This window comes from Nonomuraea sp. NPDC050394, assembly GCF_044459065.1.
Taxonomy (GTDB): domain Bacteria; phylum Actinomycetota; class Actinomycetes; order Streptosporangiales; family Streptosporangiaceae; genus Nonomuraea.
The window spans coordinates 1,262,984-1,274,982 of sequence record NZ_JBITIO010000001.1 but is presented as its reverse complement, the minus strand read 5'-3'; the positions used below and the strand labels follow the sequence as shown (position 1 = coordinate 1,274,982).

Below are 11,999 nucleotides of genomic sequence, written 5' to 3'. Positions count from 1 at the left end.
GCCATGCTCACGGCAGGGCAGGTGCTCCAGCTCATCAGGAACGGCTCCTGCCGAACGCGCAAGGAACTCATCGAGTTCACCGGCCTGTCCCGCTCGACGATCACCGATCGGGTCGACCGGCTCATCGAGGCCGGATACATCCACGAGTCCGGCGTCGCCATCTCCGGCGGCGGGCGGCCGCCGTCGGTGCTCGACATCGACTCCACCAACCGGTTCGCGCTCGTGGCCGACCTCGGCGCCGGCCACGCCCGCGTGGCGCTGACCGACCTCGCCGCCCGCCCGCTGGCCGAGGAACACACCGAGATCCGCATCGAGCTCGGGCCCGAACCCGTCCTGACCTGGGTGCGCCAGGCCTTCCAGCGCCTGCTCGACCGGACCGGGCACGCCCGCGACCGGGTCTGCGGCATCGGCGTCGACCTGCCCGGCTCCGTCGACCACGCCTCGGGCCGGGCCGTCAGGTCGTTCCTGATGCCCGGCTGGGACGAGTACCCGATCGCCCAGGCCATCGGGACCGGGTTCGACGTGCCGATCCTGGTGGAGAACGACGCCAAGGCGATGGCGCTCGGCGAGTGGTGGACGCACTGGCGCGAGACGCCCTCGCTGCTGCTCATCAAGGTCTCCACCGGAATCGGGGCGGGCATCGTCATCGACGGCCAGATCTACCGGGGAGTGGAGGCGGCCGCGGGCAACCTCGGCCACGTACGGCTGCGCGACAGCGACGACCGGGTCTGCACCTGCGGCTCACGCGGCTGCGTGGCCTCGCTGGCCAGCGGCCACGCGCTCGCCGTGGACCTCGGGCAGGCCTCCAGCCGCGACGTCGTCCGGCTGGTGCAGGCCGGTGACCCCACGGCCATCGCGCGGGCCCAGGAGGCCGGCCGTACGCTGGGGATCGTGCTGGCCACGGCGGTGAGCCTGCTCAATCCGGGGGTGCTGGTGCTGGCCGGCGACATGGCCGAGACCCGGGAGCACTACCTGACGGGCATCAGGGAGAGCGTCTACCGGCGGAGCCTGCCGTACACGACCCGCAATCTCGACATCGTGACCAGCGCGCTCGGCGAGCGCGCCGGCATCGTGGGCACGGCGGTGATCGTGACGGAGCACGTCCTGTCCCCTGACGCCGTGGACGCGGCGCTGGAAGGACCCCCGCTGGCCGATCGTGCCTAGGCGGCGGGACGGCCCAGCGCCTGGCCCAGCAGGGCGGGGGCGACGGCCAGCGACGGCCCGTACCACGTGAGCAGGCGCCCGCTCACCAGCGCGCACGGCAGCCCGGGAAAGGCCTCGGGGCCGTCATCGGCGGAGAAGGCGTAGGGCTCGTCGGGCAGCACGACCAGGTCGGGGGCGGCGGCAACCAGGTCGGGCAGGGGGATCTTGGGATAGCGCTCGGTGTGCCCCTCGTAGAGGTTGTCGACGCCGAGCCGCCGCAGCACGTCACCGGTGAAGGTGCCGCTGCCCACGACCATCCACGGCCGCCGCCAGATCGGTACGACGGCGCTCGCGCGCACGGCGGGCTCCGGCAGGTCCCAGGCCGCCCGCGCCGCGGCCAGCCAGGGCGGCGCCGTCGTACGGCAGGCCAGCTCGAACATCCTGGCCAGCGAGGTGAACGCCTCCTCCACCGTCCTGATCACCGTGACCCAGACCGGGATCCCGGCCTCCCGCAGCGCCAGGATGTCCGGCTCGCGGTTCTCCTCGAAGTTGGCGAGGACCACGTCGGGCCGCAGCCGCACGATGGCGTCGAGGTCGGGGTTCTTGGTGCCGCGCACGCGGGTCACGTCAAGGTCCGCGGGATGCGAGCACCAGTCGGTCGCGCCGACCAGCGACCCGGGCACGGTGGCGGCGACCGACTCGGTCAGCGAGGGGACCAGCGAGACGATCCGCTTCACCTGGTCCGGCACCGCCGAGGGGGCGCCGGTGTCGTCGCTCAGCACACGGACAAGTATCCCGCACGCCGGCCCATAGCACGGTGATCCCCTCCCGGACGTTATGGCCGATCTCGCGCCATGTCACGGGTCGAATACGTAGGATCGCAACAAAGGCCGACTACTTGTGATCGGGGGATCACCGGTTGGACCAGAGGAGTTCGAGGGGCTTCGATCCGAACAAGCCCAACGCCGCCCGGCTGTACGACTATTACCTGGGCGGCAAGGACAACTTCCCGGCCGATCGGGCGGCGGCCGAGAAGATCTTACGGGTGGCGCCCGAGCTGAGGGCCGCCGCCCGCGCCAACCGCGCCTTCCTGGGACGTGCGGTGAGACACCTGTCGGGGCAGGGGATCACGCAGTTCCTGGACATCGGCACCGGCCTGCCCACGCAGGGCAACGTGCACGAGGTCGCGCCGCCCGGCGCACGGGTGGCGTACGTGGACAACGACCCGGTCGTGCTCGTTCACGCCAGGGCGCTGCTGGCCCTCGACAGCGACACCTCCGTGGTCCACGGCGACCTGCGCCATCCCGAGGAGATACTCAAGGACGGCGAGCTCGGCATCGACTTCGACCGCCCGGTCGGCATCCTGCTCGTGGCGGTGCTGCACTTCGTCGCCCGCTCGGAGGATCCGGGCCGGATCATCGCCACGCTCAGGGACGCGATGGCGCCCGGCAGCTTCCTCGTCCTGTCCCACGGCACCAGCGACGCCCGCGCGGCGGCGGTGACCAAGGGCACCGAGGTCTACCGGAACTCCGCCAGCCCGCTGACGCTGCGCAGCAGGGACGAGATCGCGGCGTTGTTCGACGGTTTCGCGATGGAGGAGCCGGGCGTCGTCTGGCTGCCGGAGTGGCGTCCCGACGACACCGACATGATCGACTTCCCCGGTCAACCGGAGAAGTCGCTCATCCTCTGCGGAATCGGCCGGAAGACCTGACCCTTACTTGAGTGCCTTGAGCGCGCCCTCGTAGTCGGGCTCCTGCACGATCTCCGGGACCAGCTCGGAGTGGACGACCTTGTTCTCGCCGTCGAGCACGACGACCGCGCGGGCCGCGAGACCGGCCAGCGGGCCGCTCTCCTGGGCCACGCCGTAGTCGTTCAGGAACTCCCTGCCGCGCATCAGCGAGAGCGTCACCACCTTGTCCAGCCCCTCGGCGCCGCAGAAGCGGCCCTGCGCGAACGGCAGGTCGGCCGAGACGCACAGGACGACGGCGTCGGGGTGGTCGGCGGCCACCTCGTTGAACCGCCGGACCGACGCCGCGCAGACCCCGGTGTCGATGCTCGGGAAGATGTTGAGGACCTTGTACTTGTCGCCGTAGTCGGCCAGCGAGACGTCGGACAGGTCCTTGGCCACCAGCGTGAAGCCGGGCGCGCTGTCACCGGGCCGCGGGAACGTGCCGCCGACCGTGACCGGGTTGCCCTTGAACGTGATCTCGGACATGAAAACCTCCAGTTAGCTGTGCTCCCCAGCAGGCGATCATATGCCCTTCACGTTCCGGAGGTTCGACCTGGCCATGTCCACCATCTTGCCGACCCCGCCGGACAGGACGATCTTCCCGGCGGCCAGCGCGAACCCCTTCATCTGCTCGGCCGAGACCTTCGGCGGGATCGACAGCGCGTCCGGGTCGGTGATCAGGTCCACGAGGTAGGGGCCGTCGGCGTCGAACGCCTTCGTCAGCGCCTCGCGGATCTCCCCCGGCCTGGTCACGGTGACCGACGGGATGCCGACGGCCGCCGCCACCGCCGCATAGGACACCTGGTCGTGGTCGGTGCCGAAGTCGGGCAGGCCGTCCACGAGCATCTCCAGCTTCACCATGCCGAGCGAGGAGTTGTTGAACACCACCGTCTTGACCGGCAGATTGTGCAGCTTGACCGTGATCAGCTCGCCGAGCAGCATGGCCAGCCCGCCGTCGCCGGACATGGACACGACCTGGCGGCCGCGATCGGCGAAGGCGGCGCCGATGGCGTGCGGCAGCGCGTTCGCCATCGAGCCGTGCTTGAAGGAGCCGATCACCCGCCGCCGGCCGTTCGGGGTGAGGTAGCGGGCCGCCCAGACGTTGCACATGCCGGTGTCCACGGTGAAGACCGCGTCGTCGGCGGCCACCTCGTCCAGGACGCTCGCCGCGTACTCGGGGTGGATGGGCGCCCTGTCCTTGATGTCGCGGGTGTAGGCCTCGACCACGTGCTCCAGCTTCTTGCAGTGCTCGCGCAGCATCTTGCCGAGGAAGCGCCGGTCGCTCTTCTGCTCCACCTTCGGCAGTACGGCCCGCAGCGTCGTGGCCACGTCGCCGTGCACGGCCAGGTCCAGCGGCGTCCGCCGGCCGAACACCGCCGGGTCGGCGTCGATCTGCACGGTCTTCGTGCCCGGCAGGAAGTCGGTGTAGGGGAAGTCGGTGCCGACGAGCACCACCAGGTCGGCCTCGCTCATCGCCTCGTAGCAGGCGCCGTATCCGAGCAGGCCACTCATGCCGACGTCGAACGGGTTGTCGTACTGGATCCACTCCTTGCCGCGCAGGGCGTGGCCGACGGGCGCGTTCAGGCGCGCGGCCAGCGACATGACCTCGTCGTGGGCGCCGCGTACGCCGGCGCCGCAGAACAGCGTGACCTTCCCGGCCGCGTTGAGCGCGCCGGCCAGCTGGGCGACCTGGTCGGCCGGCGGGTGCACGACGCCGTGCCGCACCAGCATGTCGTGCCGCCCGACCGGGGCCGCGGCCTTCTGGTGGGCCACGTCGCCGGGCAGCACGACGACGCCGACGCCGCCGAGCCCGATCGCGTGCTGGATCGCGCTGCGCAGCACCTTCGGCATCTGGGCCGGCCAGTTGATCGCCTCGCAGTAGACGCTGCACTCGGTGAACAGCCGCTCCGGGTGGGTCTCCTGGAAGTAGCCGGTGCCGATGTGCGTACTCGGGATGTGCGAGGCCAGCGCGAGCACGGGCGCGCCGCTGCGCTGGGCGTCGTACAGGCCCTGGATCAGATGGGTGTTGCCGGGGCCGCAGCTGCCGGCGCACACCGCCAGCCGCCCGGTCACCTGAGCCTCGGCGGCGGCGGCGAACGCCCCGGCCTCCTCGTTGCGCACGTGTGCCCACTCGATGGAGCCGGAGCGCCTGATCGCGTCCACGATGGGGTTGAGGCTGTCGCCCACGACCCCGTAGACCCGTTCCACGCCGGCCTGAATCAAGACCTGTACAAACTGCTCAGCAAGGGTCGTCATGTCCCGAACCATGACCTAGTTGGGGACGACCTAAACGTTGCGCCGGTACTGCCCGCCCGCCTCGAACAGCGCGTCGGTGATCTGGCCGAGCGAGCACACCCGGGCCGCCTCCATCAGCGCCGCGAAGGCGTTGCCGTCCGACATCGCCGCTTCACGCAACCTCGCCAGGGCCGCCGGAGCCTCGGCGCGGTTGCGCTCGTGAAAGGCGTGCAGCCGGTCGAGCTGCGAGCGCTTCTCCTCCTCGGTGCCGCGGGCGAGTTCCAGCTTCTTGTGCGGCTCCCCGCCGTCGTCGCCGTTGCGGAAGGTGTTGACGCCGATGATCGGCAGCGAGCCGTCGTGCTTGCGGGTCTCGTAGAGCATCGACTCGTCCTGGATCTTGCCGCGCTGGTAGCCGGTCTCCATCGCGCCCAGGACGCCACCGCGGTCCGACAGCCGCTCGAACTCCCGCAGCACCGCCTCCTCGACCAGGTCGGTGAGCTCGTCGATGATGAACGCGCCCTGCACCGGGTTCTCGTTGCGGGCCAGGCCCCACTCACGGTTGATGATCAGCTGGATGGCCATCGCGCGGCGCACCGACTCGGCCGACGGCGTGGTCACCGCCTCGTCGTAGGCGTTGGTGTGCAGGCTGTTGCAGTTGTCGTAGATGGCGATCAGGGCCTGCAGCGTGGTGCGGATGTCGTTGAAGTTCATCTCCTGGGCGTGCAGGGACCGGCCCGAGGTCTGGACGTGGTACTTGAGCTTCTGGGAACGCTCGCCCGCGCCGTACCTCTCCCTCATCGCCACCGCCCAGATGCGGCGGGCCACGCGCCCGAGCACCGAGTACTCGGGGTCCATCCCGTTGGAGAAGAAGAACGACAGGTTCGGCGCGAAGTCGTCCACGTTCATCCCGCGTGCCAGGTACGCCTCGACGTAGGTGAAGCCGTTGGCCAGGGTGAAGGCGAGCTGGCTGATCGGGTTCGCCCCGGCCTCGGCGATGTGGTAGCCGGAGATGGAGACGGAGTAGAAGTTCCGCACCCGGTTCTGGATGAACCACTCCTGGATGTCGGCCATCATCCGCAGCGAGAACTCCGTGGAGAAGATGCAGGTGTTCTGGCCCTGGTCCTCCTTGAGGATGTCCGCCTGTACGGTCCCCCGCACCTTGGCCAGGGTGGCGGCTCTGACCGCGTCCGGGTCCGCGTCGGGGTCGCGCTCCAGTGCCTGGTCCATGGCGGCGTTGAGGAAGAAGGCCAGGATCGTCGGGGCGGGGCCGTTGATGGTCATGGAGACCGAGGTGTTCGGGGCGGCCAGGTCGAAGCCGTCGTAGAGCACCTTCATGTCGTCCAGGGTCGCGATGGACACGCCGCTGGTGCCGACCTTGCCGTAGATGTCCGGACGCAGGTCGGGGTCGTGGCCGTACAGGGTCACCGAGTCGAACGCCGTGGACAGGCGGGTGGCCGGCTGGCCCTCCGACAGCAGCTTGAAGCGCCGGTTGGTGCGGAACGGGTCGCCCTCTCCCGCGAACATCCGGGTGGGGTCCTCGTCGTCGCGCTTGAACGGGAAGACGCCCGCGGTGAACGGGAAGCGGCCGGGCAGGTTCTCGCTCCTGAGGAAGCGCAGCAGCTCGGCGTGGTCGTCGAAGCGCGGCAGGGCCACGCGGGGGATCCGGTTGCCCGACAGGGTCTCGCGCCAGAGCGGCGTGTGCAGTTCCTTGTCGCGGACCTTCACCACGAGCTCGTCGGCCCGGTAGGCCTCCTTGGTGGCGGGCCAGTCGGCGAGCAGGGCGCGGGACTCCGCCGACAGGTCGGACTCGGCCCGGCCGAGCAACTCGTCCAGGCGTGAGGCGTCCTCTCCCAGCATGTCGCGGACGGCGGTGAGCTGCTGGCGGCGGCGGGCCACGTCCATCTGGGCCAGGGTCTCGGCGTGGTAGGCGCGCACGCCCTCGGCGATCTCGGCCAGGTAGCGCACCCGCGCGGGCGGGACGATCGCCGCCGACACCTGCGAGGTGCGGCCCTGGACCCTGGCCAGCAGCCCCGGCCCCGTCTGCAGGCCCTTCTCCGCCAGCAGCTCCTTGACGTGCTGGTAGAGGGCGGTGACTCCGGCGTCGTTGTAGCGGGCGGCGATGGTGCCGAAGACGGGCATGTCCTCCGGCTTGGCGCCGAAGGCCTCGCGGTTGCGCACGATCTGGCGGCGTACGTCGCGCAGGGCGTCCTCGGCGCCGCGCCGCTCGTACTTGTTGATGGCCACGGCCTCGGCGAAGTCGAGCATGTCGATCTTCTCCAGCTGGGAGGCCGCGCCGAACTCGGGCGTCATCACGTAGATGGGCACGTCGACGTGGGGGACGATGCCGGCGTCGCCCTGGCCGATGCCCGGCGTCTCCACGATCACCAGGTCGTAGCCGGCCGCGCGGCAGGCGGCGATCACGTCGTCCAGGTGCTCGGGGACCTCCGCGACCGCGCCGCGGGTGGCCAGGGAGCGGAAGAAGGTCTGGGCGCCGAGGCTGTTCATCCTGATGCGGTCGCCGAGCAGGGCGCCGCCGCCGCGCCTGCGGGTCGGGTCGATGGCGATGACGGCGATGCGCAGCTTGTCGTCGTTGTCGACCCGCAGGCGGCGGACCAGCTCGTCGGTCAGCGAGGACTTGCCGGAGCCGCCGGTGCCGGTGATGCCGAGCACCGGGGCGTGCCGCCGGGCGCCGCGGACGCCCGCGAGGAGCTCCTCCGAAGCACGGCCCGACTCGATCAGCGTGATCGCCCTGGCGAGGGCGGCCTGGTCGCCGGAGAGCACGGCCTCGGCCGAGGGGGCGCCGCCGAGCTCGGCGTCGCACTCCTCGATCAGTTTGTTGATCATGCCGGGCAGGCCGAGCCGCTGGCCGTCCTCGGGCGAGAAGATGCGGGTGACGCCGCGGGAGTGGAGCAGGTCGATCTCGTCCTGGACGATGACGCCGCCGCCTCCGCCGTACACCTTGACGTGCCCGGCGCCGCGCTCGCGCAGCAGCTCGACGAGATAGGAGAAGTACTCGACGTGACCGCCCTGGTAGGAGCTGATGGCGACGCCCTGGACGTCCTCCTGGATGGCGGCGGTGACGACCTCGTCCACCGAGCGGTTGTGGCCGAGGTGGATCACTTCCGCGCCCTGGGTCTGCAGGATGCGGCGCATGATGTTGATCGCGGCGTCGTGGCCGTCGAACAACGCCGCCGCGGTCACGAATCGGACAGGGTGGGCCGGAACGTGCACGCCAGATCACTCCTTCGTGAGGGGCCTCACCTACAAACTACTAGGACGTCCTACTAAATGCCCAGCATCGCAGGTGGCCGCCCCTCTCAGAGGCGTTCGTACGGCCTGCGGCCCCGCGTTCTGACGTGGGTGCGATGGATCGGCGGCCCTTCGTGGAAGCGGTTGGGGGCCCTTTCGCGCACCGGAGGTTCCACCGGTTCCGGTGGGGGCTCCGGGGTTGGCGCGTTCCATGGGACGAGCTCGCGAAGGACCCTGCGGTGCGTGCCACGGCTACGACCGGCCAGGCGGAAGCTGACCACGACGGTGGTCAGCACGATGAAGGCGAGCAGGGCCTGCGGGGTGCCCAGGAGGTCCAGCGGGGAACTGTTTGCCGGGGTCTCGGTGTAGGTCTTGAGCTCGGGGGCGTAGGCGGTGGGCTGCTCGGTGGGCTGGAGCGTGCCGGCCAGCATCTTCTCCTTGACCACGCGGGGCAGGCCGTAGCCGACGACTTTCTCCTGGTCACGAAATTTCCGCTTCAACCAGACTTTGTCGACATTCGCCTCGATGGTACGGATCTTGGTGCCGTCGACCTTCTCCACGATGCCCACGTGGTCGACGCCCTTGTAGCTCTTGCCGCCGCCCCAGTCGTAGAAGACCAGGGCGCCGGGCTCGGGCGTACGCGACCAGGCGCCCTGCTTGATGAACCAGGCGGCGTGCGAGGGCGTCCAGGCGAACTGGCCGACGTACTCGCCGACACCCGCCTTCTCCGCGGCCCACGCGATGAACATGTCGCACCACGGCGCGTTCTTGTACTGGGGATCCTGGAGGCGATCCGCGTACCACTCGCCGAACTTGGTGTGCTGCCCGCCCTTTTCCCGGTATCCGAGCTCCGGGCGGACCTTGTCCAGAAGATCTTCAGCGATCGGGTCCAGGACGACTCCTCCCAGATAACCGGCAGATCACGATGGACTGTAGTAGCGCCTTCGTGATCGCGTGCCGTACATCCGGAAGATAGTCACTGGGGTGGCAAAATGTGGCTTTTGTGACGTGGGTGACTAGCTACTACGCGGCTTAGGAACCAGCCCCGACGCGGAAGACCTTCGCGTCACCCTCCCCCGGTGACACGACGTCCGCCACGATGACGGTCACGTTGTCCGGCGAGCCGCCCTGGTTGGCAAGATCGATCAACCTCTGGACGGCGAGGGCCGGGTCGGCCACAGTGGTCAGGATCTCGTGCAGGATCTCGGGCCCCAGGACCCCGGTCAGCCCGTCGGAGCAGAGGAGGTAACGATCTCCAGGATCGGCCTCGCGCAGCGACATGTCCGGCTCCGCCCTGCCCTCGCTGCCCAGCACGCGCAGCACCATCGACCGGCGCGGATGTACCGCCGCCTGGTCCTCGGTAATCCGTCCTTCGTCCACCATGGACTGCACAAGTGTGTGATCCTTGGTGATCTGGTAGAGAGCACCGTCGCGAAGCAGGTACCCACGGGAGTCACCCAGATGAGCCAGCGCGAAGCGGTAGCCGTCCCACAGCGTGGCGGTGACCGTGGTGCCCATCCCCCGGCGCGCGGGGTCGATGTCGGCCAGCTCGACCAGCCGGCGCGCCGCCTCGTGCACGGCGCCCTCCAGCGCGGCCTCCAAGTCGGCGCCCGTCTCGGGAAGCGACGCATCCAGCTCGCGCATGACGGCGATCGCGGCCGAGCTCGCCAGCTCTCCCGCCGCGTGCCCGCCCATGCCGTCCGCCACGACGAGCAGGCGGGCGCTCGCGAAGCCCGCGTCCTCGTTCTGCTCTCTGCGGCGGCCCACGTCTGATCCCGCGGCATAGCGGATGTTGTGCTTCATACCCTGCAGTAAATCATTGGTTGAAAGACTTCACAAGCAGATGCGCTGAAGACTCTTGTGAACTACTGTGGGCGTCATGAGCCACGACCCCACCGTCAACGCCGGGGACATCGCCCGGCTCGCCGGTGTCGGGCGTGCCGCGGTCAGCAACTGGCGCCGCCGCCACGACGACTTCCCCCAGCCGGTCGGCGGAACCGCCAACCAGCCGTTGTTCCTGCTGCGCCAGGTCGAGGCCTGGCTGCTGCGCTATGGGAAGTCCTACCAGGTATCACTGGCCGACCGGGTGTGGCAACGCCTGAAAGCCGCCGGAGATTTGCGGCTCGGCGAGCTCGTCGCCGACGCCGGCGCGCTACTGACCGGCGGCGACAGCGTGCCGGACCCGGAACTGGCCGCGATGATCACCGAGCTGGCCGGCGAGGAGGGCGCCGCGGCGGCCTACGACTTCCTCTGCGAGCGCTACCTGGAAGCCCACTCCCGCCAGCTTTCCGTCACCCGCGAGGAAGTGGCCGCGCTGATGGTACGGCTGGCCGTACCGGCGGGCGGGACCGTTCTCGACCCGGCCTGCGGCGTCGGCACCCTCCTCCTGGCCGCCGCCGGCGCCGTCCCCGGGCCGCGCTACCTCGGCCAGGACCTCAGCGCCTCCTCCGCGCGCATCGCCGCCGCCCGGCTGCGGCTCGGCGGCCACGAGGCCGAGATCGTCGCCGGCGACTCCATGCGCCGCGACGGCTTCGCCGGCGCCAAGGCCGACGCCGTCGTCTGCGACCCGCCCTTCAACGAGCGCGCCTGGGGCTACGAGGAGCTCACCGGCGACCCCCGCTGGGAGCACGGCCTGCCGCCGCGCGGCGAGTCCGAACTGGCCTGGGTACAGCACTGCCTCACCCACGTCCGGCCCGGCGGCACGGTCGCGATCCTCATGCCGCCCGCCGCCGCCAGCCGCAAGCCCGGCCGCCGCATCCGCGCCAACCTCCTGCGCGCCGGCGCCCTGCGCGCGGTGATCGCACTGCCGGGCTCCGACCTGTGGTTGCTGCGCCGTCCCACGCAGGGCGAGCGCCCGCCGTCCGACGTGCTGATCGTGGACGCCACCGACGACCTGTCCGCCGTCGAGCCCGCCTGGCGCGCTCATCTGGAGGACCGTTCCGAGCAGACGGTACGCATCATCGACCTGCTCGCCGACGAAGTCGACATGACCCCGGCCCGGCATCGCCGCCTGGAGGATCTGGGCAGGGCGTTCACCGAGGCCCGTGACAGGTTCCTGGCGGCCTCCGCCGTACCGCCGGATCTGAAGGTTCTCGACCAGCCGCTGGAGCGGCCCGTCACCACGGTCGGCGACCTCATCAAGGAGGGGCTGGTCGCGGTGCTGCAGGCGCCGCCGCGCATGGCCGCGGACGGCGGCGAGTTGCCCGTGCTGACCGCCGACGACGTGGCGCAGGGCTCGCCGCCGTCCGGCCGCACCACGCCGTCAGCCGGCCTGGTCCCGGTGCTGCCCGGCGACGTCGTGGCCTCCTACTCCAGCGTCCGCGTCATCGGCGAGCCCGACGGTGTGCTCGGCCCGCACCTCACGCTCTACCGCGTCGACCCGCGCCGCCTGGACGCCGACTTCCTCGCCGGTTTCCTGCGCGGCGCGGGCGGCCGCGCCACGACGGGTTCCAGCCGCTTCGACGCCCGCCGCACGCGCCTGCCCCGGGTGTCCATGGAGGAGCAGCGCGAGTACGGCGCCGCCTTCCGCCAGCTGGCCGATCTCGAAGACGCGCTGCGCGAGGCCAGCGCGCTGGGCCAGTCCTTGATCCGTCTCGGCCTCGACGGCTTGATCGACGGGCATCTGCACCCGTAGTCCTGACGG

The 11,999-nt window shown here is 70.5% G+C and carries 9 protein-coding genes; 3 read left to right on the top strand and 6 right to left on the bottom strand.

Annotated elements, in window-relative coordinates; genetic code table 11:
* Positions 1 to 3 precede the first annotated feature (3 nt).
* Positions 4 to 1,164 carry an ROK family transcriptional regulator gene (locus ACIBKY_RS06270; protein ID WP_397094842.1) on the top strand — a complete coding sequence of 387 codons (1,161 nt, stop codon included), beginning with the start codon at positions 4 to 6 and terminating at the stop codon, positions 1,162 to 1,164.
* Here the strand turns inward: ACIBKY_RS06270 and ACIBKY_RS06265 are convergent.
* A complete protein-coding gene (locus ACIBKY_RS06265; protein ID WP_397095461.1) occupies positions 1,161 to 1,922 on the bottom strand; it encodes a helical backbone metal receptor in 762 nt (253 codons plus the stop codon). The two genes, ACIBKY_RS06270 and ACIBKY_RS06265, sit on opposite strands and share 4 nt — an antisense overlap.
* Positions 1,923 to 2,062: 140 nt before the next feature.
* Between ACIBKY_RS06265 and ACIBKY_RS06260 the strand changes: the two genes are divergently transcribed.
* Positions 2,063 to 2,854, top strand: a complete 792-nt coding sequence (locus ACIBKY_RS06260; protein ID WP_397094841.1) for an SAM-dependent methyltransferase — start codon at positions 2,063 to 2,065, stop codon at positions 2,852 to 2,854.
* Positions 2,855 to 2,857: 3 nt separating this feature from the next.
* On the opposite strand, the gene tpx is transcribed toward ACIBKY_RS06260, so the two are convergent.
* The 5 genes from tpx to ACIBKY_RS06235 form a co-directional block, all read right to left on the bottom strand.
* The gene (gene tpx, locus ACIBKY_RS06255) at positions 2,858 to 3,358 is read right to left on the bottom strand and encodes a thiol peroxidase (RefSeq protein WP_397094840.1); all 501 of its coding nucleotides are present in this window, start codon (positions 3,356 to 3,358) and stop codon (positions 2,858 to 2,860) included.
* A 36-nt stretch (positions 3,359 to 3,394) separates the two neighbouring features.
* A complete protein-coding gene (locus ACIBKY_RS06250) occupies positions 3,395 to 5,128 on the bottom strand; it encodes a pyruvate dehydrogenase (RefSeq protein WP_397094839.1) in 1,734 nt (577 codons plus the stop codon).
* 30 nt (positions 5,129 to 5,158) lie between these two features.
* Entirely contained in the window at positions 5,159 to 8,338 is a 3,180-nt protein-coding gene (gene icmF, locus ACIBKY_RS06245) for a fused isobutyryl-CoA mutase/GTPase IcmF (RefSeq protein WP_397094838.1), read from the bottom strand.
* A gap of 86 nt (positions 8,339 to 8,424) precedes the next feature.
* On the bottom strand, positions 8,425 to 9,225 hold the full coding sequence (locus ACIBKY_RS06240; RefSeq protein ID WP_397095460.1) for a CHAP domain-containing protein: 801 nt from the start codon (positions 9,223 to 9,225) through the stop codon (positions 8,425 to 8,427).
* A gap of 163 nt (positions 9,226 to 9,388) precedes the next feature.
* Positions 9,389 to 10,159, bottom strand: coding sequence for a PP2C family protein-serine/threonine phosphatase (locus ACIBKY_RS06235; RefSeq protein ID WP_397094837.1), 771 nt, complete (start codon positions 10,157 to 10,159; stop codon positions 9,389 to 9,391).
* 76 nt (positions 10,160 to 10,235) lie between these two features.
* Between ACIBKY_RS06235 and ACIBKY_RS06230 the strand changes: the two genes are divergently transcribed.
* Positions 10,236 to 11,990, top strand: coding sequence for a class I SAM-dependent DNA methyltransferase (locus ACIBKY_RS06230; RefSeq protein WP_397094835.1), 1,755 nt, complete (start codon positions 10,236 to 10,238; stop codon positions 11,988 to 11,990).
* Positions 11,991 to 11,999 lie beyond the last annotated feature (9 nt).

Coding starts and splice junctions, on each gene's coding strand:
- ACIBKY_RS06230 (WP_397094835.1), top strand. CDS start 10,236: ATGAGCCACGACCCCACCGTCAACGCCGGGGACATCGCCCGGCTCGCC.
- tpx (WP_397094840.1), bottom strand. CDS start 3,358: ATGTCCGAGATCACGTTCAAGGGCAACCCGGTCACGGTCGGCGGCACG.
- ACIBKY_RS06270 (WP_397094842.1), top strand. CDS start 4: ATGCTCACGGCAGGGCAGGTGCTCCAGCTCATCAGGAACGGCTCCTGC.
- ACIBKY_RS06250 (WP_397094839.1), bottom strand. CDS start 5,128: ATGACGACCCTTGCTGAGCAGTTTGTACAGGTCTTGATTCAGGCCGGC.
- ACIBKY_RS06235 (WP_397094837.1), bottom strand. CDS start 10,159: ATGAAGCACAACATCCGCTATGCCGCGGGATCAGACGTGGGCCGCCGC.